Below are 20,252 nucleotides of genomic sequence, written 5' to 3' on the forward strand. Positions count from 1 at the left end.
ATGTTTACTAAACGAGATGATTATCCGCAGATCGGAATCGCGAAAACAGCGTTGTCTACCTGCAATTTGTCGGTGCTATCCCTGATCGCGGTCCGTTTGACAGAGAAACAAAATGCGCAACAACTTAATGTTTAGCGGTTGCCATGTTGCAAGCCGCAGGGACTCCGAGAGCAGTGATCTCCGAACGCTTGATCGAACTACACGAAGGCTGGCAGCTCGCCGAGGCAGCGCCGCAGGCCGATGCGCGCGCGCTGGCTGCGCTGCCTGCCGAGGCCTGGCTGCCGGCCGCCGTGCCGGGCACGGCCCATGGCGCCCTGCTGGCGGCCGGTCGCATTCCCGATCCCTTCTACGGCATGAACGAGGCCGAGGTGCGCTGGGTGGGCGAGCGCCGCTGGGCCTGGCGGCTCGGCTTCGAGGCCGGCGAGCTGGCCGAGCACGAGGACCTGGTCTTCGAAGGCCTGGACACCTGGTGCAGCGTCTGGCTCAACGGCGAGCGGCTGTTCGAGTCGGACAACATGTTCGTGCCGCGCCGCGTCGACGTGCGCCGCCTTCTGCAGCCTGGGCGCAACGAGCTGCTGCTGTGCTTCGAGCCGCCGCTGCCCCGGGCCCGCGAGGTGGAGGCCGTGTACGGCAAGCGCCAGCTCTGGAATGGCGACAGCGCCCGCCTGCACGCGCGCAAGGCGCAGTACCACTTCGGCTGGGACTGGGGCCCCGAGCTCCTGGTCAGCGGGCCCTGGCGCGCCGTGCGCCGGCACAGCTGGTCGGCACGCATCGATGAGCTGCATTGCCGCAGCGAGGTGGACGTGGCCGGCCGACGTGCCACGCTGCAGGTGTCGGCACGGCCGACGGGCGGCGCGGGTCTGCGCTGCGCCTTCGAACTGTTCGATGCCGAGGGGCACAGCATCGCCAGCCAGAACGTCCCGGCCGATGCGGCCCGGGCGGCGTTGAACGTCGCCGAAGCCCGGCTGTGGTGGCCGCGTGGCCTGGGCGAGCAGCCGCTGTACACGCTGGTGGCGCGCCTGCTGGACGGTGAGCGCGTCGTCGCGCAGGACAGCCGCCGCATCGGCCTGCGCACGCTGCGCCTGGTGCAGGCGCCCGTGGAAGGCGAGGCCGGCAGCAGCTTCCATTTCGAGGTCAACGGCCAGGCCTTGTTCGCCGGCGGCGCCAACTGGATTCCCGACGACAACCTGCTCGAGCGCATCACGCCGGCGCGCTATCGCGAGCGGGTGGCCCAGGCAGCGGCGGCGAACATGAACATGCTGCGCGTCTGGGGCGGTGGCATCTACGAGCACGAGGCCTTCTACGAGGCCTGCGACGAACTGGGCCTGCTGGTCTGGCAGGACTTCATGTTCGCCTGTGGCCTCTATCCGGCCAATGCCGACTACCTGGCCAGCGTGCGCGCCGAGGCCGAGGCGGCCGTGAAGCGCCTGCGCCACCACGCCTGCATGGCCCTCTGGTGCGGCAACAACGAGGACTACATGCTGGCCGAATCCGCCGGCCTGGCCGGCCCCGGCATCCCGGCGGAGAAGTTCGAAGCGCGCGCCATCTACGAGGGCTTGCTGCCCGAGGTCTGCGCAGCCCTGGATCCGGGCCGGGCCTATTGGCCGGGCAGCCCCTTCACGCCCGGCGATGGGGCCAGGTCCTCGGAGACGACCGTCGGCGACCGTCACAGCTGGGAGGTCTGGCACCAGCAGATGCTGCCCTACCAGCGCTATGGCGACGTTCAGGCCCGCTTCGTCAGCGAGTTCGGCATGCAGTCGCATCCCTCGCTGGCTTTGCTGGAGTCGGTGCTGCCCGAGGCCGAGCGCTTCCCCGAGAGCCGCACCGTGCAGTGGCACAACAAGGCCGGCTCGGCCGCAGGGCCCGATGGCCACCGCCGCCTGGCCGTCTACCTGGCCGACAACCTGCGCGTGGGGCCGACGCTGGCGGACCATGTCTATGCGACGCAGTTCGTGCAGGCCGAGGCCATGCGCGTGGCCTACCAGGACTTCCGGCGGCGCTGGCAGCGGCCCGGTGCGCGGGCCGTCGGTGGCGCCCTGGTCTGGCAGCTGAACGACTGCTGGCCGGTGACGAGCTGGGCTCTCATCGATTCGTCGGGAACGCCCAAGCCGGCCTGGCATGCGGTGCGCCGCGCCCTGGCACCGGTTGCGGTGGCGGTGCGGCTGGAGGCCGGCCGGGCGCGGCTGGCCGTCATGAATGGCGGCGTCCAGGCCTGCGAGATGTCGCTGCAGCTGCGCCTGTTCGCGATGGATGGACGTCAGCTGGCCAGCACGCGTGGCTTGCAAGCGGTTCCAGCGTCGACCAGCGTCGAAGCGACGCAGGCTCTGCCGGCGTTCGACGAACCCGTCGTCGCCGAGTTGTGCGCCTTCGACACCGAAGGCTGCGAGCTCGCGCGCGATTGCGCGTGGACCGAGCCCTTCAAGTTCTACGCGCTGGCCGGCGCGCGCATCACCCTCGAGGCCGAGGGTCAGACCTTGCGCCTGAGCAGCGACAGACCCGTCAAGGGCCTGTGGCTGGGGTGCGAGGGCCTGGCCGACAACTTCATCGATCTGGTGCCCGGCTGCAAGCGTCGGATTGATGGTTGGATAGCGCTACCAGAATTGATCGAATGCACAGCGCTGGAACTCCCGAGCCAGCAGATCCGGCTGTTGAGAAAGGCAGGCTGAATGCAGCAAGGCATGCGTACATCCCCTATCCCGAGTAGCCCGGATGCCGGGTTGCCGAATTGTTGTTAGCGTTACCAAATACCTGCGGCATAGAAATCAGCAGGACTGACACGAAGCCCGCGAGGGCCGGATGTTTCCCACCAAAGAGGAGCAAATAGGATGAGACATTTCAAGAGGACCACGCTGTCGCTGGCGGCGCTGCAGGCCACGGTCTGGGCGGCGCAGGCCATGGCCCAGACGGTGCCGGCCACGCCACCGACACCCGCCGCGCCGGCCGCGCCGGCCGCCAACAAGGCCCAGGCACTGGAGACCGTCGTCGTCTCGGGCCGCCGCGCCGCGCTCGCCAATGCGCAGAAGATCAAGCAGGACTCGGACGAGATCGTCGACTCGGTCGTCGCCGACGAGATCGGCAAGCTGCCCGACCGCTCGGTGTCCGAAGTGCTGCAGCGCATCGTCGGCGCGACGATGTCGCGCGTGTCGGCCTCCAACGACCCGGTGCACTTCTCGGTCGAGGGATCGGGCGTCAACATCCGGGGCCTGACCTATGTGGCGGCCCAGCTCAACGGCCGCGAAACCTTCAGTGCCAACCAGGGCCGCAACCTGGGCTTCGAGGACGTGCCGCCCGAGCTGATGGCCGGCGTGGACGTCTACAAGAATCCCTCGGCCGAGCAGATCGAGGGCGCCATCGGCGGCCTCGTGAACCTGCGCACCGCGCTGCCCTTCGACTTCTCCGGCTTCAAGGCCTCGCTCTCCGTCGACGTGAGCCGCAACAGCCTCGCCGCGAAGAACAAGCCCAGCCTCTCGGGCCTGCTGACCAACACCTGGGACACCGACATTGGCAAGATCGGCCTGCTGGTCGACCTGGCGCATTCCCTGAGCGGCAACCGCACCGACGGTCTCGTGCTCGACCCCTTCTACAAGCAGTCGGCCACCAGCAATCAATGGATCGCGCGCGGCATCACCTGGCGCCAGCAGTTCTACGAGCGCACGCGTGACGGCCTCTACGCCGCGGCGCAGTGGAAGAAGGACGACTTCGAAAGCTCGCTGACCTTCTTCCGTTCCAAGTACAAGTTCGACTGGAACGAGAACAACGTCAGCAACCAGGTCGACCCGTATAACGTGCGCGTGCTCAACGGCACGTTCGACGGCAACGGCGTGATGACCAAGGGCACGCTGACCGGCGTCAACGGCAATGGCGATGTGACCGGCATCGAGGTGGAGAACCAGACGCGCTATTCCAAGCGCAGCTCGCAGACCGACGACCTGGCCTGGAAGATCCAGGGCCGCATCAACGACCAGCTGACCTGGAGTTCGGACCTGCAGTACGTCCGCTCCAAGACCAACAACTTCGACTCCACGGTGGGCACCGGCGTGCAGTTGCCGAGCCAGACGGTGGACTACACGGGCGGCTTGCCGCAGGTGGTGTTCGACGCCGCCGCCAAGGCGGCGCTGAACGACCCGTCCAGGTACTACTGGGCCATGATGATGGACCACCTGGACAAGGGCAAGGGTACACAGAAGGCCTGGAAAGCCGACGGCCGCTGGACCTTCCGCGACAACGCCATCCTGGAGGACTTCCGCTTCGGCGTGCGCGTCGCCAAGCGCGATGCCGAGACCATCAACAGCATGAACGGCCAGGGCGACAGCTACAACTGGGCCACCGTCACCCACGCCTGGCAGCTGGGCTGGAACATCGGCGAGCTGGCCTACATCAACCAGTCGCCCAACATCCCCACCTACAAGAACGGGTTCAACGGCTTCATGGGCGGTGGCAAGGTCGACCTGCCGTCGCTGTACTTCCCGGCGGCGTCCGTGGCCTTCGGCTGGCCCGACAGCTACAAGCAGCTGCATCAGCTCTATCTGAACAAGTGCACGGCCTTCGCGGCCACGGCGGGCTGGGACGGCGCGGGCTGTGCTCAGCAGGCCAACAGCTACCAGGGCGGCGGCCGGTGGGCGCCGGCCTCCTTCGGCACCGACCCCAAGGGCACGAACTCGCAGGCCGAGACCACGACGGCGGCCTATGGCCAGCTGCGCTTCTCGTTCGACGAGAAGGGCCTGCCGCTGGACGGCAACGTGGGCCTGCGCGTGGTGCGCACCAAGAACGACGCGCAGGGCTACACCTCGCTGAGCGCCGTTGCCGTGCCCACGGGCGCCGTGCTGGCGAGCGGCGTCGTGGTGCCCAATTTCTCGGCAGCGACGATCGCGGCCAACACCAAGCTGAAGGACATCAGCCAGAGCTTCACCGACCTGCTGCCCAGCCTGAACCTGCGCTACAAGGCCGCGCCGGACCTGCAGTTCCGCTTCGCGATCTCACGCGCGCTGTCGCGGCCGCAGCTGAATCAGATGCAGGCCTATCTGCCGATGAAGATGACGCTGGACATCGACCAGCCGCCCGAGGGCTCCACCCAGCCGCCGGTCGTCAAGGCCGTCAAGCTGACCGGCACCGCGGGCGGCAACCCGGAGCTCAAGCCGATCCGCTCCACGCAGGCTGACCTGACGGCCGAGTGGTACTTCGGCAAGGGCAGCTCGTTGACCGCGGCGGTCTTCAACAAGAACCTGAAGGACATCATCCTCAACCAGGCCTTCAAGACCACCATCTCGGACAGCGACGGCAAGCCGGTCAGCTTCATCATGAACGGCCCGGTCAACGCCGCCAAGGGCTATGCGCGGGGCGCGGAGATCGCCTATCAACAGTACTTCGACTGGGTGCCGTCCTGGCTTCAGGGGCTGGGCCTGCAGGCCAACTACACCTACGTCGACAGCAAGGTGAAGCGCTACAACGCGGTCTTCTCGGCCTATTGCACGGCGAACCCGACGGGTGTGTCGGGCACGGACCCTTCCAACCTGAACCTGTTCATCAATGGCTGCGACACCGACGGTCGTACCTTCGGCGACATGCCCTTGGACAACCTCTCGCGCAACACCTACAACATCGCGCTGCTGTTCGACCGCGGGCCGATCTCGGCGCGCATCGCCTACAACTGGCGTGGCCGCTATCTCTACGGCGTGGCGCTGAACTCCGACAACACCGGCCCCAACCAGACCAACGCACTGGACACCAACCCGGCGAGCCCGACCTACAACCGGCACGACATCAATCTGCCGCTGGGCCTGCCGCTGTGGGCCGATGCATACGGGCAGGTGGATGTGGGCCTGCACTACAAGGTCACCGAGAGCTTCAAGCTGGGCCTGGACATGACCAACCTGACGAACAAGACCTACAAGCAGATCATGCAGCAGCACATCGGCATGATCGGCCACAACTACTTCACGTCGGGCCGCACCTACAAGCTCAGCGCGCAGTACACGTTCTGACCTCCGGGGCCGGGGCGACCCGGCTCCCATGCAAAGGGCACCGCTTGCGGTGCCCTTTTTCGCTGCCGGCAGGCGCCTATTTCATCGGCGCGGCCGCGCAGTAGCTGCGGATGAACTCCGCATGCTCGGGCATCGCGGCCACGCAGTTCGCGATGGTGTCGGACACGCCCCGCAGGTACTGGGCCGTGCCTTCCACATCCTGCAGCTCGGTCAGGGCCAGCCAGCCCTTGGGGCGCAGGTTCTGGCCCTCCATCACCTCGAACCAGCTCGGCTCGCGGAACAGATCGGTTTCGACGTAGACCAAGCGCCCGCTGGCGGCATAGAGGTCCATGCGCCAGCGCAGGCCCTCGGGAATGGCCATGTTGGCGCAGGCCTGCCAGAAGCCGCCGTCCTCGCGCTGGTTCAGGTGGTAGTGCAGCACGATGAAGTCGCGCACCGACTCGTAGCGCTGGCGGCTCTGGCGGTTGTATTCGGCAATCTCCACGGGGTCGAAGCCGCGGTGCGGGAAGGCCTCGATGAGCTTGGCCACGCCCATCTGGATCAGGTGCAGGGCCGTCGACTCCAGGGGCTCGACAAAGCCGGCGGACATGCCGATGGCCACGACATTGCGCGTCCAGGCCTCCTTGCGCATGCCCGTCCTGAAGCGGATCAGCCGCGGGTCGGCCAGGGGCGGTGCGTCGAGGTTGCGCATCAGCACGTCGGCGGCCTCGTCGTCGCTCATGTGCCGGCTCGAATAGACATGGCCGTTGCCCACGCGGTGCTGCAGGGGGATGCGCCATTGCCAGCCGGCGCTGTGGGCGGTGGCGCGGGTGTACGGCAGCAGCGGCGTCGTGCTCTCGCTGGGTACGGCCCAGGCGCGGTCGCAGGGCAGCCAGTGGCTCCAGTCCTCGAAGCCGACGCCCAGCGCCTTGTCGGTCAGCAGGCCGGCAAAGCCCGTGCAGTCGAGGAAGAGGTCGCCCTCCACCAGCTCGCCGCTCTGCAGCTGCACCGCGCGCACATGGCCCTGGGTCGGGCCGGGGTCCTCGTCGAGCAGCACGCGCACGACCTTGCCCTCGGTGCGGCGCACGCCGCGCTGCTCGCTCAAGCTCCGCAGGTGCCGTGCATAAAGCGTGGCGTCGAAATGATAGGCATAGCCGAGGTCGGCCAGCGGCGAGTTCTGCATCTCCGGACGCGGCAGCAGGAAGCGGTTCGCCTTGGCGGCCATGCAGGAGATGACATAGGCGTCGATGGGCTGCGCGCGGCCCAGGGCACGCAGGCGCAACCAGTACTGGGTGAAGTCCACCGGCCACAGCGGCTCCTTGCCGACCCGGCCGAAGCCGTGGAAGTAGCGGTCGCCCTGGCGGCCCCAGTTGAGGAACTCGATGCCGAGCTTGAAGGTGGCCTGCGTCGCCTTCATGAACGCGGCCTCGTCGATGCGCGCCAGGTCGTTGAACATGCGGATCAGCGGGATGGTCGCCTCGCCGACGCCGAGGATGCCGATCTCGTCGGACTCGACGAGGCGGATCTCGTACGGCGGCTTGAGCACCGCGCTGAGCGCCGCGGCCGACATCCAGCCCGCCGCGCCGCCGCCGACGATGACCACTTTTTGCAGCCGCTTGCCCCAGTTCTCCATGTCGGTGTCCTCCTGTTGTCGTGGGTGCAGCTAGGCTTGGGCGGCGACGCGCGAGCGCAGGAAGCTGTCGTGGTCGGGCATGCGCGCGGCCAGCGCAGCGATGGCCTGGTGGCGGTCGCCGAGATAGCGTGCGACGAGCTCGGCCGGCATCTCCGCCAGCCACGGGTTGGCGCGGCGTGGCCAATGGCCCATGCCGGCGTGGATGGCCAGCCAGCTGGTCGCGTCGAAGCCCTCGTTGTCATAGGTCTGCAGCGTGCCGGCCTCGCGCCAGGCATGCAGCTTGTAGTCCAGCGACTCGGGCAGCGCCATGCTCGTCAGCGCGCGCCAGAACTCGCTGTCGCGGCGCTCACTGAGGCAGTAGTGCAGGATGATGAAGTCGCGGATGCGCTGGTACTGCCGCGTCAGCTGGATGTTGAAGCCTGCGGCCGCCTGCTCCGTCGTCACGCTGGTGTCGCCGAGCAGCGGGATCAGCCGGCCCAGCGCGTTGTGTACGAGGAAGATGCTGGTGGATTCCAGCGGTTCCAGGAAACCGCCGGCCAGGCCGATGGCGACGACGTTGCCGACCCAGAAGCGTTCGCGGTGGCCGGTCTGGAAGCGCAGCAGCCGCGGTTCGGCGAGCGGCGCCGTGTCGAGCTGGGCCAGCAGCTGCTCGCGGGCCCGGCCTTCGTCGATGAAGCGGCTGCTGAACACATGGCCGTGGCCGGTGCGGTCCTGCAGTGGGATGCGCCAGGCCCAGCCCGCTTCCAGCGCGGTGGCCCGCGTATAGGGCAGCAGCGGGCCGTCAGCGCGCGCGGCCGGCATCGCCCAGGCGCGGTCCACCGGCAGCCAGTGGCCGTAGTCGACGAAGCGCTGGCCCAGTGTCTGGCCGATCAGCAGCGCCGCAAAGCCCGAGCAGTCGATGAAGAGGTCGCCCTCGACCTCGCGGCCGTCCGCCAGCCGCAGCGCACGCACGCCGCCATCGGCACGGCGCGCCACGTCGGCCACGCGGCCTTCGATGCGCTGCGCGCCGCGGCCCTCGGCCAGCCCGCGCAGGAAGGCGGCGTAGCGTGTCGCATCGAAGTGGTAGGCATAGGCGAAGCGCGAGCCGAGGTCGTCGCCCGCCTCGGGCAGGCAGAAGCGCCCCTGCTGCGCCATCACGGTGGGCAGGCAGAACTCGCCCAGTCCGGCGCCGATGCGATCCTGCAGGCGCCGCCACTGGCCCCACAGCGCCATCGGGCCGTCGAGCTGGCCGAAGTCGCCGAAGGTGTGGAAGAAGTGCTCGCCGCGCACGCGCCAGTCGCGGAACTGGATGCCCAGCTTGTAGCTTCCTCGCGTGGCCGCGAGGAAGCGCGCCTCGTCGATGCCCAGCAGCTCGTTGAAGGCGCGGATGGACGGGAAGGTGGCCTCGCCGACGCCGATGATGCCGATCTCCTCGGACTCGACCAGCGTGAAGCTGGCGCCCCGCAGCCCCGTCGCCAGCGCGGCGGCGGACATCCAGCCCGCGGAGCCGCCGCCGAGGATGACGACGCGCCGTGGCGGCGTGTGGTTGCCGTGGTTCATGTGCCGCCCTCCCTCCTGCGTGCTGGTGCCAGCGCAGCTTAGGCGCCGCGCCGCGCCGGCGCATGCGCGCTATCCCTGCGGGCCGGCGCTGCGTTCGGCGAGGAAGTCCGCATAGGCCAAGGCACTGCGCTTGAGCGTGCGCTGCTGGGTCTCGAAGTCCACATGCACGAGGCCGAAGCGGCGCTCGTAGCCGAAGGCCCATTCGAAGTTGTCCATCAGCGACCAGATGAAATAGCCACGCACGTCCACGCCGCTGTCCATGGCCCGCGAGCAGGCCGCGAAGTGCTGCCTGATGTAGTTCTGGCGCTGCAGGTCGTCGACCTCGCCGGCGGCGTTGACCGAGTCGTGGCTGGACATGCCGTTCTCGGTGACATAGAGCGGCGGCAGGTTGGCGTAGTCGCGCTTGAAGGCCTCGAAGAGATCCTGCAGGCCCTGGGGGTAGACCTCCCAGTCCATCGTCGTGCGCTCGACCTCGGGGTGGCGCACCCAGTCGATGGTGTCCGCTCCCTTGGAGCGCAGCACGGCGCGGCTGTAGAAGTTGATGCCGAGGTAGTCGATGGGCCGCCGGATGATGTCCATGTCGCCGGGCAGCACCAGGGGCTCGCAGCCCTTCCAGTAGCGCCACAGATCGGCCGGGTACTCGCCCTTGAGCAGCGGGTCCAGCACCCAGCGGTTCTGGTAGGCCTCGAACAGGGAGGCCGCATCGCGGTCCTCCGGCGTGTCCTTGTCGGCATAGCCCGGCGCGCAGTTGGCGACGATGCCGTGCAGGGCCTGGGGCGCATTGGCGCGCAGGGCCGGCAGGGCCAGGCCGTGGCCCAGCAGCAGGTGGTGCATGGCCTGGGCCGCCCAGCGCGGGGAGACCTTGCCGGGCGCGTGGTGGCCGTCGCCATAGCCGAGCCAGGCCGAGCACCAGGGTTCGTTGTGCGTGGTCCAGGCGGCCACGTCGCCGTGGCCGGCCAGCTGGCGGCTCATCAGGTCGGCGTAGTCGGCAAATCGATACGCTGTCTCGCGGTTCAGCCAGCCGCCCTTGTCCTCGAGATGTTGGGGCAGGTCCCAGTGATACAGCGTCACGAAGGCGCGGATGCCGCGTTCGCCCAGGCCGTCGAGCAGGCGCTTGTAGAAGGCGATGCCGCGCTCGTTGGGCTGGCCGTCCTGGGTCATCACGCGCGGCCAGGCGATGGAGAAGCGGTAGGCGTCGACGCCCAGACGCTGAAGGATGTCGAGGTCTTCGTCCAGGCGGTGGTAGTGGTCGCAGGCGACGTCGCCGTTCTCGCCGCGCAGCACCTTGCCGGGCGTCGCGCAGAAGCGGTCCCAGATGGACTCGAGGCGGCCGTCTTCATGCGCCGCGCCTTCGATCTGGTAGGACGAAGTGCCCGCACCGAAGATGAAGTCGCGACGACGCATGGGAGAGCCGGCGGGCGGCGCAACGAGGTCGGCCAGGGAGGTGGGAGGCGGGGTCAGGTCCATGGAATCTCAGGCTGAGGTCGGCAGCGCATGCAGGGCGGTGCGCCAGGGTTGCAGGGCGATGGGGTCGGCGGGCAGGGGGCCGCGCACGCCGCAGATGTAGGAGGCGTAGCGGTTGGCCAGGGCCAGCGTGGCGGGCAGGTCGCGTTGCAATGACAGGCCGGCCAGCAGCAGGGCGGTGAAGGCATCGCCGGCGCCGACGGTGTCGACCATGCGCGGCTGGATGACGCCCGCACCCTGGGCCAGCAGCACGCCGCCGGGCGCATAGAAGCGCCAGCCGCTGGCGCCGCAGGTCAGCACCAGGCGCTGCAAGCCGAAGCGCGCCATCAGCGCGCTGGCGCGGCCGGCGTCATCGGGCGCGACGCAGTCGAACCAGCCGGCCAGCTGCGCGAGCTCCTCGTCATTGACCTTGACCCAATCGGCCAGCATCAGCGATTCGGCGGCCAGCAGCCGCGTCTGGTCGCCGGGGCGCAGGTTGAGGTCCAGCAGCCGTGTGCCGGCAAAAGGCTTGACGAGTGCGCGCAGCGCGGCGCGCGAGGCCGGCTCGCGCTGGGCGAGGCTGCCGAAATAGATCCAGTCCGGCGCCGCTTGCGCGAGGTGGGGGAGGGCGGCTGCGGCGTCAATGTGGTCCCAGGCCGCGTCGCCATGGATCTCGAAGCGATGGCCGCCGGGCCCCTCGTGCACGCTGACGCGGCCGGTGGCGCGCAGCAGGTCGCGTTGCATGCCGGCGCTGGCCAGCCCGTAGCGGCCGGCGCTGGCCAGCACGAGGCGGCCGTTGTCGTCGTCTGAGCCGATGCGGCTGATGAAGAGGGCCGGCGCGCCCAGGGCCGCCAGCGAGCGCGCCACGTTGAACGGCGCGCCGCCAGCGACGGGGCCGTCATGGAATTCGTCGACCAGGGCTTCGCCGAGGACGGCGACGGGAGATGCGGGCATACGAAATATTCTAGGCAACAAGAAATGTTTAGTGAACAATATCCAACCTAGGTTTTGCCCCCGGTCCGGTCGTGCCCTGGGGATTCCTGGGCGCCGATGACACAATCGCGGCGATGCGGGGTGCTAAACAACAGCGGGAGCTCGGGCAATGGCCGACAAGGGAGTGACGATTCGCGAACTGGCCGAGGCCGCGGGCGTGTCCATCGGGACGGTGTCGCGCGCGCTCAAAGGCCAGCCCGGCCTGTCGGAGCAGACCCGCGCCCAGGTGCTCGGCGTGGCCCAGCAGCTGGGCTACGACACCGCCAAGCTGCGCACTGGCAAGCCGCGCCGCATGCTGTTTCTCTACAGCCGCAGCATCGGCTCGCTGGCCAACAACCCCTTCTATTCCTATGTGCTGCATGGGGCCGAGACGGCCTGCCGTGAGGCCGGCGTGCCGCTGAGCATCATGTCGGTGCTGGCCGGCGACGACGTGGCCGGCCAGGTGCGCCGCCACGAGGCCGATGCGCTGCTGGGGGCCGGCTATTTCGATCCCGAGGCCATGGACGCGATCCGCCGCTGCGAGCTGCCCCTGGTGCTGGTCGACCATTTCTTCCCGGGCGTGCGCTGCGTCAACGACGACAACCACCTCGGCGCCTGGCTGGCCACGCGCCATCTGCTGGAAGGCAACTCCCAGCGCATCGCCGCCATCTTCGGCCCGCTGGCCCACTACTCGACCTCGCTGCGCGCCAAGGGCTTCCGGCGCGCGCTGTACGAAGCGGGTCGCCTCTTCGACCCCGACTACGAAGTCACGCTGGACCCAGCCCTGGAGTACCGCGATGCCGGCCGCGATGCGATGCGCCGCCTGCTGGACCTGCCCCAGCCGCCCGACGCCGTCTTCGCCTACAACGACTCGACGGCCATCTTCGCCATCGAGCTGTGCATCGAGCGCGGCCTGCGCGTGCCCGAGGACATCCGCTTCATCGGCTATGACGACATCGAGGAGGCGGCCCGCAACAAGCCGCCGCTGTCGACGGTGAAGATGGACAAGGAGGCGCTGGGCCATGTGGCCGCGCGCGCCCTCATCGAAGGGGACATCGCGCCGAGCGATGCCTCGCTGCCGGTGGAGCTCGTCGTGCGCGAGAGCTCACAGGCCGCCACTGCGCCCGCACCCGAGCCGGCGCGCAAGGCGGCCAAGCGCAAGGCCGCGACGGCCTAGGTAGTAGCACCGCCTTTCGTTCGGGTGATCAGCGAACGAAAATAAGACTGTTTACTAAAATATCGCCGCATCCAGCACGGCGAAGGAGACAGTCTTGATCGCCGATCCCGAAGGGGCTGCCATGCCTCCCATGCAGCGCAGGGTCGCCGCCGCATCGCCGGCCGCGGCGCCCACCGCCGACCATGTGCCCGCGCGCCAGAAGATCGGCTTCGGCCTCGGCTCCTTCCACGACATGTGGGGCCACTGGCTCTACCAGTCCCTGGTCTTCCACGTCTTCAACATCGGCCTGGGCGTGGCGCCGCAACTGATCTCGATGGCCATGGGCATCAAGATCTTTGCGGACGCGGTGTCCGACGCGATGTTCGGCTGGATCTCCGACAACACCCGCAGCCGCTGGGGGCGCCGGCGCCCCTTCATCCTCGTCGGTGGCATCCTGACGGGCATCGGCCTGCCGCTGCTGTTCGCCGTCGGGCGGGGCTGGAGTGACACCGAATACTTCCTCTTCCTCCTCATCTCGACCTGCCTCTACGCGCCGGTCATGAGCTGCTTCGCGATGCCCTGGAACAGCCTGGGCGCCGAACTCACACCGGGCTATCACGAGCGCACGCGCGTGATGTCCATCAAGAACGCGATCCAGAAGATTCCCGAGCTGGGCATGTTCGTCGCCGCGCAGTTCACGACGCTCTACTTCTTCCACGACGCCAGCGGCAAGCCCGACATCCTGCTGGGTGCCCAGGTCTACACCGCCATCCTGGGCGGCATCTTGGTGGTGCTGGCTGTTCTGATCTTCTCGCTGACGCGCGAGCGCTATTACGAGAGCTTCGTCGCCCAGAGCCGCCAGCGGGTGCCTTTCAAGGACACCCTCTACCGCACGTTGAAGAACAAGCCCTTCCGGCTGATGCTGGGCACCATGCTGACCTACAACATGGCCACGGCGATGGTGGGGCTGCTGGGCTACTACGCGACTGTCTACTACGTCTGCGGCGGCGACGTCGTGGAGGCCACGAAGTGGAACTCCATGATGGGCGTGGCCGGCCTCGTCAGCGGCCTCGTCGGCATTGCCTTCGCGGGCTGGGTGGCCAAACGCTGGGGCAAGCGCAATGCGCTGATGACCGTGCTGTGGCTGGGCATCGCCGCCTTCATCGGCGACTGGTTCTTCTACAACCCGCAACTGCCCTGGCTGCAGCTGTTCGCCAGCGGCGGCGTGGCCTTCATCGGTGCCGGGTTCTGGACGATCTATGGCTCGGCGATGGCCGACGTCATCGACCATGACGAACTGAGCAGCGGCCAGCGCCGCGAGGGCTCGTTCGCGGCCTGCGGGTCGTGGATCAGCAAGGTCGGCCTGGCCCTGGGCAACAGCGCCTCGGGCTGGGTGCTGGCCTTCACGGGCTTCAACGCCAAGCTGCCCGTGCAGGGCGAAGAGGCCATCTTCCTGATCCGCGTCTGCCTGTCCGGCATACCCATCATGGGCCTGCTGATCGCGCTGGTCGTTGTGTCGCGCTACTTCCTGACCGAGCGACGCATGCACGAGATCCGCACTGAACTCGAAGCCCGCCGCGGCACCGTTTAACCCCCCACGGAGTCCTTCATGACCTCAACCTGGCTGAGCCGCGTGCTGCTGGCCGTGTCGGCCTGTCTCGCGTCGGCTGGTGCGCTGGCCGCCCCGCATGAAACCCTCAAGCTCGATGCTCCCAAGCCCAACCTGGCGCCCACGCCGCCCATGGGCTGGAACTCCTGGAACAAGTTCGCCTGCAATGTGTCGGAGCAGCTGATCCGCCAGCAGGCCGACGCCATGGTGGCCTCGGGCATGAAGGCGGCGGGCTACCGCTATATCGTCATCGACGACTGCTGGCAGAAGAGCCGAGATGCCGACGGCAACATCCAGCCCGACCCCGAGCGTTTTCCTTCCGGCATGAAGGCGCTGGCCGACTATGTGCACAGCAAGGGCCTGAAGTTCGGCCTCTACTCGGATGCCGGCGCGCTGACCTGCGGTGGCCGCCCCGGCAGTGCCGGGCATGAGTTCCAGGATGCGCGGCAATACGCGAAGTGGGGCGTGGACTGGCTGAAGTACGACTGGTGCTACACCGGCCCGCGCAACCCCGAGGCGGCCTACACCATCATGGCCAAGGCCCTGCGCGAATCGGGCCGCGATATCGTGCTGTCCATCTGCGAATGGGGCAGCAGCCAGCCCGGTCGCTGGGCCCATCCGGTAGGCCACCTGTGGCGCACGACCGGCGACATCTGGGACGCCTGGAAGGGCAAGAAGGAGTGGTCGCACGGTCTGCTGGACATCATCGACATGAACGCCGACCTGTGGAGCGAGTCCGCCCCGAACGGCTGGAACGATCCCGACATGCTGGAGGTCGGCAATGGCGGCATGACGACGACGGAATACGAGAGCCACTTCTCCATCTGGGCCATGCTGGCCGCACCGCTGATCGCCGGCAACGACATGGCCAGGATGGATGCCGACACCCAGCGCATCCTGACCAATGCCGAGGTCATCAAGGTCGACCAGGATCCGCTGGGCCGCCAGGGGCGGCGCATCTGGCGCCAGGGCGATCTGGAGGTCTGGGTGCGCACGCTGGCCGGTGGCGACCGCGCGGCCGTGCTGTTCAACCGCGGCGAGAAGCCGGCCGACATGAAGGTGACGTGGGAACAGCTGGACCTGCCGGCCAAGCTGAAGGCCGAGGTGCACGACCTGTGGTCAGGCAGGAAGACGCGTGGTGTCGCCGGCGAGTCTGGCGGACGTGTGGCACCTCATGGCGTCATCATGATCCGCGTCACCCCGTCGCCCTGAGCGTCTGTACGAGCAGCCGCTGAAGGCTGTCCACCGCCTTGTTGCCCTTGGAGGCCTGGCTGCGGTAGACGGCCACCTCCATGGGCTCCAGCGGCCCCAGGCCATGCTCGGCGCCCAGGCGCTGCAGATGCGGCGGGGCGCTGCACTGGGTCAGCACGGCCACGGCGATGCCGCTTTCGACGGCCGCGATCTGGCCGGCGAGGTTGGAGCTGTTGTAGACGATCTTGTAGGGCCGGCCCTGCAGGGCCAGCGCGTTGATGGCGCTGCGCCGGCCGAGGCTCGCTTCCTCGTAGACGGCGATGGGCAGCGGGTCGCGGCGCCAGATCTCGAACTGCGATGAGCCGACCCAGACCATGGGCTCGTGAAAGAGCAGGGTGCCGCGCCGCGCGTGGTCGCGCGAGACCAGGGCCAGGTCCAGGTCGCCGCGGGCCACGCGCGGGATCAGCGACGTCGACTGCTCGCAGTCCAGCTGGATCTCGACGCCGCCGTGGCGCGGTGCGAAGCGCTTCAGCGCCGGCGTCAGGTACTGGCTGGCGTAGTCGTCGGGCACCCCCACGCGGATCAGGCCGGTGACCTCCTCCTGGCGCAGCGCCGCCTGGGCTTCGGCCTGCAGGTCCAGCATGCGGCGTGCATAGCCCAGCAGGGTCTGGCCTTCCTGCGTCAGCGCCAGCTGGCGGGCGTCGCGCTCGAGCAGGCGGTGGCCCACGGCGGCTTCCAGCTTCTTGAGCTGCATGCTGACGGCCGACTGCGAGCGGTGGATCTCCACGGCCGCGGCGGACAGCGAACCCGCGTCGACGGTGGCGACGAGGCATTTCAGCCAGTCGATCTGCAGGTCCCGCATGAATTCGATAATCGGATGATGATTGTTTGAATTATCCGCTTTTCGGAACAGTGTCCGGTAGGCACATTGGCTGGCATGAAGTACGCCACCAGCCCCGCCATTGCCGCCAGCGCCCCGGCTGGCACTCGCTCGCCCGCCATCACCGCAGGCCCCCTCGATGCGCGCGCCGGCGGCGTGATGCTGCTGCTGTGCTGCCTGTGGGGCCTGCAGCAGGTGTCGTTGAAGGCCGTGGCGGGGCAGGCCAGCCCGATGCTGATGATCGCGCTGCGCTCCGGCATCGCGCTGCTGCTGCTGGCCGCACTGATGCGCTGGCGCGCCGAGGCGCTGGACAGCCGCCGCTGGGCGGCCGGTGCCGTGGCGGGCGCGCTGTTCGGCCTGGAGTTCCTGCTGGTCGCCCTGGCGCTGCAGCTGACGCAGGCTTCCCATGTCGTCGTCTTCCTCTACACCTCGCCGCTGTTCACGGCTCTGGGCCTGCACTGGCGGCTGCCGGCGGAGCGCCTCGATGCCCGGGGCTGGGCCGGCATAGGCCTGGCCTTTGGGGGCATCGCGATGGCCTTTCTGGAGGGTGGCGCGGCCCACGACGGCCGGGCGTTGCTGGGTGATCTGCTGGCCGTGCTGGCGGGCCTGGCCATGGGCGCGACGACCGTCACCATCCGCTGCACACGCCTCGCCGTGGCACCGGCCACCGAGACGCTGTTCTACCAACTGCTGGGTGCCTTCGTGCTGCTGCTGCCGGCTGCCTGGCTGACGGGACAGTGGCGCTTCGAGCCCACGGCCGCCGTCTGGGCCCATCTCGGCTTCCAGAGCCTGGTCGTGTCCTTTGCCAGCTTCCTGGCCTGGTTCTGGCTGCTGCGCCGCTATCTGGCCTCGCGCCTGGGCGCCTTCACCTTCCTGACGCCGCTGTTCGGTGTGCTGCTGGGCGTCTGGCTGCTGGGCGAAGCCTTGCAGGCGTCCTTCGTCCTTGGCGCTGTGCTGGTGCTTGCGGGCATCGCCCTGGTCAGCCGCGCCAGGGCTTGAAGCCCGGCAAAGAAAAAAGCGGGAGGCTTGCGCCCCCCGCTTTTGCTTGCGTGCCTGCTGTGTCGATCAGAAATCGAGGCTGGCGCGCGCGTAGACGGTGCGGCCGACCGGGTCATAGAAGCGCGAATCCCAACCGCCACCCTGGAACAGGGCCGACTGGTTCGAGAACGGCGGTGCCGTGTCGGTCAGGTTGCGCACGCCGGCCACCAGCGAGAAGGCCTTGAACGGGCTGAAGCTGACGTAGGCGTCGGCGGTCGTGTAGGCCTTGACCGTGTTGCCCGGCAGCATGTCCTGGTAGCCCGACTTGTAGTGCAGGGCCAGGCCGGCGCCCCAACGGTCCTTGGACCAGCTGCCGCTCAGGTTGTGCTGCCACTTGAAGACGGGGCCGGAACCGGAGTAGATGCCGACGTTCTTGTTCCAGGGGCCGGCCTTGTAGTCCTGGTATTCGTACTTGCTGACGAAGGTGGACTGGTACTCGAAGCCCAGGCGGCCGACCGAGGTGGTCAGCTGGTACTGGACGCCCAGGTCGATACCGGCGGTCTTCACGCCGCCCAGGTTCTGGGTGCGCTCGTCGACATAGCCGCAGGTCGGCGAGGTCGGGCCGTCCTGGCAGGCACGCGTGTTCTGCGGCAGGATGTTGCCCGGCTGCAGGAAGTGGAAATACTGCTGGAAGGCCTGGAAGTTGGCCGGGTCGAACAGGGTCTCTTCGGCGATGGAGCCGATCAGGTCGTCCACCTTGATGGACCAGAAGTCGACGCTGGTGCTGAGGCCGCGGATGGGCTCGAACACCAGGCCCAGCGTGAAGCTCTTGGACTTCTCGGGCTTCAGATCCTTGTTGCCGCCGAAGTAGGCCTGGAACTGCGCGTCGCAGTTGGCGCCTTCGGTGGTGGGATCGTTGGGCACGCCGTTCGGGCAGTTCAGCGGGTTGTTGAAGCCGCTGCCGGTGTTGGTGAAGCCGGTGCTGGCGTTCAGCTCATACAGCGAGGGCGCGCGGAAACCGGTCGAGGCCGAACCACGCACCAGCACTTCCTTGCTCGGCTGGTAGCGGAAGCTGAGCTTGGGGTTGGTGGTGCTGCCGAAGTCGCTGTACTTGTCGTAGCGCACCGATGCGGTCATCTCCAGCTGCTTGGTCAGCGGCATGACCAGCTCGGAATAGACCGCCGAGACATTGCGCGTGCCTTCGGAGTGGGCGTCGGGGTCCACGCCCGTGCTGGCGGACACCGCGACCGCGAAGTCGTGGTGGTTGAAGTCGCGGTAGTCCTCGCGGCGGAACTCGGTGCCGACGGCGATCTGCACCGGACGCGACGAGCCGAACCAGTCGCCGAGTTCGCGGCCGGCGCTGGCCGACAGGCTGCTCACCTTGCCGATGCTGGTGCTCAGCAGGCCCTTCAGGGCCGCGCCCTGGATCAGCGCCAGGCTTTCAGCGGTCTGTTCGCCGAAGGGATTGATGATGCCGCGCAGCAGGCCTTCGCCGATCACGTCGCCGTTGGCATAGCCGCCGGTCAGCTCGCGATCGTTCTGCGTGTGGTTGTAGGCCAGTGCGACCTTGTAGTCCCAGTTGGCGGCCGTGCCTTCAGCCGTCAGCATGCCGCGGTACTGTTCACCGGTGGACTTGTCCGAGCGCGGGCCGTTGATCAGGTCACGCCACCAGACCAGCACGCCGCCCTGCTGCAGATTGGCGGGCGTGGGGAACTGGGTGGACGGATTGTTGAAGGGCTGGCCGTTCAGACCGTAGGGGTCGAAGGTGGGGCTGTAGCCGGGCTTGCTGAGGGCGGCCGTGGGGAAATAGGTCGTGCCCGGATTGATCCAGTAGCCGCCATAGGGCACCGGTGCGATGCGGGTCTCGACGGCGTTCTTGGCGTAGAAGGCCTCGGCGCCCAGGCGCAGCGAGGTGTTCACGTCGAGCGTGCCCTTGAGCAGGCCGGAGATCGTCTCGCTCTTCGGCGCGATGCTGACGAAGGGCGGCGTGACGATGCGGCAGCCCGGGGCGGGGTTGGCGGCGCCGGGGATCAGGTTGGGCGCATTGCAGGTGGGCGCCAGCGGGTTGTAGTACGCGCCGCCGTTGGTCACCTGGTAGTTGGCCGGGAAGGTGCTGTTGGACAGACCGCCGACGATGCGCTTGTTGAATTCGCGCTGGTCGCCGTTGATGAAGTCCTTCTTCTTGAAGCTCAGCGTGCCGAAGACGTTCCAGCCGTCCTTGTCCAGGTTGCCGATGCCGTAGCCGACGCTGGCGCTGTTCACCGTGCCGCCGGCCTTCTGCGGGGCGTCGTAGCCCAGGCTGATCGTGCCGCCGGTGAAGTTGTTGCGGGTGATGAAGTTGATCACGCCGCCGATGGCGTCCGTGCCGTACAGGGCCGAGGCGCCGTCGCGCAGCACTTCGACGCGGTTGATCGCCGAGAACGGGATCATGTTCATGTCGGGAGCCGAAGCGCCGGTGGCGCTGTTGGCGATGCGCTGGCCATTGAGCAGGACCAGGGTCTTGTCGGCGCCGATGCCGCGCATGTTGGCGTAGCTCACGCCGCCGGTGCCGGAACCGATGGCCGAGGCCATGTTCTGGGTCGCCTGCACGGAAGACAGCAGGCCGAGGATCTGTTCGACGGAGGTGACGCCTTGCGCCTTCAGGTCCTCGATCTTGATGATGGTGACCGGGACGGCCGTTTCAGCGTCAATGCGCTTGATCGCCGAACCGGTGACGGTCACGCGCTCAATCTGCTGCGGATCCGCCGGGGTTTGTTGGGCCCACGCGCTGATGCCGCCCACGGTCATCAGGACCGCGGCGGCGATTTTGGTTTGCTTGTGCATCACTGCTCCAGAAAAAGTCGTGGCAAGCGGGTGGCTTGCCATCGGATTCAGCCGTTTGAAGGCGCCCG

At 68.0% G+C, this 20,252-nt stretch carries 12 protein-coding genes; 6 read left to right on the forward strand and 6 right to left on the reverse strand.

From position 1 onward, the window contains the following. Positions 1 to 188: 188 nt before the first annotated feature. A complete protein-coding gene (locus AC07OY_RS16690; RefSeq protein ID WP_495043731.1) occupies positions 189 to 2,666 on the forward strand; it encodes a glycoside hydrolase family 2 protein in 2,478 nt (825 codons plus the stop codon). 159 nt (positions 2,667 to 2,825) lie between these two features. Continuing rightward, positions 2,826 to 5,981 carry a TonB-dependent receptor gene (locus tag AC07OY_RS16695; RefSeq protein WP_495043732.1) on the forward strand — a complete coding sequence of 1,052 codons (3,156 nt, stop codon included), beginning with the start codon at positions 2,826 to 2,828 and terminating at the stop codon, positions 5,979 to 5,981. Positions 5,982 to 6,057: 76 nt separating this feature from the next. On the opposite strand, the gene AC07OY_RS16700 is transcribed toward AC07OY_RS16695, so the two are convergent. The 4 genes from AC07OY_RS16700 to AC07OY_RS16715 all read right to left on the reverse strand — a co-directional run bounded on the left by AC07OY_RS16700 (position 6,058) and on the right by AC07OY_RS16715 (position 11,529). Next, the gene (locus AC07OY_RS16700) at positions 6,058 to 7,593 is read right to left on the reverse strand and encodes a tryptophan halogenase family protein (protein WP_495043733.1); all 1,536 of its coding nucleotides are present in this window, start codon (positions 7,591 to 7,593) and stop codon (positions 6,058 to 6,060) included. A 30-nt stretch (positions 7,594 to 7,623) separates the two neighbouring features. Beyond that, positions 7,624 to 9,132: a tryptophan halogenase family protein gene (locus tag AC07OY_RS16705; RefSeq protein WP_495043734.1), complete on the reverse strand. Its 1,509-nt coding sequence runs from the start codon at positions 9,130 to 9,132 to the stop codon at positions 7,624 to 7,626. A gap of 69 nt (positions 9,133 to 9,201) precedes the next feature. Continuing rightward, positions 9,202 to 10,599, reverse strand: a complete 1,398-nt coding sequence (locus tag AC07OY_RS16710; RefSeq protein WP_495043735.1) for a GH1 family beta-glucosidase — start codon at positions 10,597 to 10,599, stop codon at positions 9,202 to 9,204. Between the two features lie 6 nt (positions 10,600 to 10,605). Then, entirely contained in the window at positions 10,606 to 11,529 is a 924-nt protein-coding gene (locus tag AC07OY_RS16715) for a PfkB family carbohydrate kinase (protein ID WP_495043736.1), read from the reverse strand. 148 nt (positions 11,530 to 11,677) lie between these two features. On the opposite strand from AC07OY_RS16715, the gene AC07OY_RS16720 reads away from it, so the two are divergent. From AC07OY_RS16720 to AC07OY_RS16730, 3 genes are all read left to right on the forward strand, one after another. Beyond that, complete coding sequence (locus AC07OY_RS16720) at positions 11,678 to 12,724, forward strand: LacI family DNA-binding transcriptional regulator (protein ID WP_495043737.1); 1,047 nt, start codon at positions 11,678 to 11,680, stop codon at positions 12,722 to 12,724. Positions 12,725 to 12,818: 94 nt separating this feature from the next. Further along, the gene (locus AC07OY_RS16725; RefSeq protein ID WP_495043738.1) at positions 12,819 to 14,294 is read left to right on the forward strand and encodes an MFS transporter; all 1,476 of its coding nucleotides are present in this window, start codon (positions 12,819 to 12,821) and stop codon (positions 14,292 to 14,294) included. A gap of 18 nt (positions 14,295 to 14,312) precedes the next feature. After that, positions 14,313 to 15,524: a glycoside hydrolase family 27 protein gene (locus tag AC07OY_RS16730; RefSeq protein WP_495043739.1), complete on the forward strand. Its 1,212-nt coding sequence runs from the start codon at positions 14,313 to 14,315 to the stop codon at positions 15,522 to 15,524. On the opposite strand, the gene AC07OY_RS16735 is transcribed toward AC07OY_RS16730, so the two are convergent. Then, entirely contained in the window at positions 15,508 to 16,365 is an 858-nt protein-coding gene (locus AC07OY_RS16735) for a LysR family transcriptional regulator (protein ID WP_495043740.1), read from the reverse strand. The two genes, AC07OY_RS16730 and AC07OY_RS16735, sit on opposite strands and share 17 nt — an antisense overlap. A gap of 177 nt (positions 16,366 to 16,542) precedes the next feature. Here AC07OY_RS16735 and AC07OY_RS16740 point away from each other — a divergent pair, with 177 nt between their 5' ends. Then, positions 16,543 to 17,382 carry a DMT family transporter gene (locus AC07OY_RS16740; RefSeq protein WP_495044069.1) on the forward strand — a complete coding sequence of 280 codons (840 nt, stop codon included), beginning with the start codon at positions 16,543 to 16,545 and terminating at the stop codon, positions 17,380 to 17,382. Positions 17,383 to 17,448: 66 nt separating this feature from the next. Here the strand turns inward: AC07OY_RS16740 and AC07OY_RS16745 are convergent, their stop codons facing one another. Continuing rightward, positions 17,449 to 20,184 (reverse strand): TonB-dependent receptor, encoded by a 2,736-nt coding sequence (locus AC07OY_RS16745; protein ID WP_495043741.1) that lies wholly within the window; start codon positions 20,182 to 20,184, stop codon positions 17,449 to 17,451. Positions 20,185 to 20,252: the final 68 nt, after the last annotated feature.

This window comes from Roseateles sp. GW821-FHT09H10 (assembly GCF_059415865.1).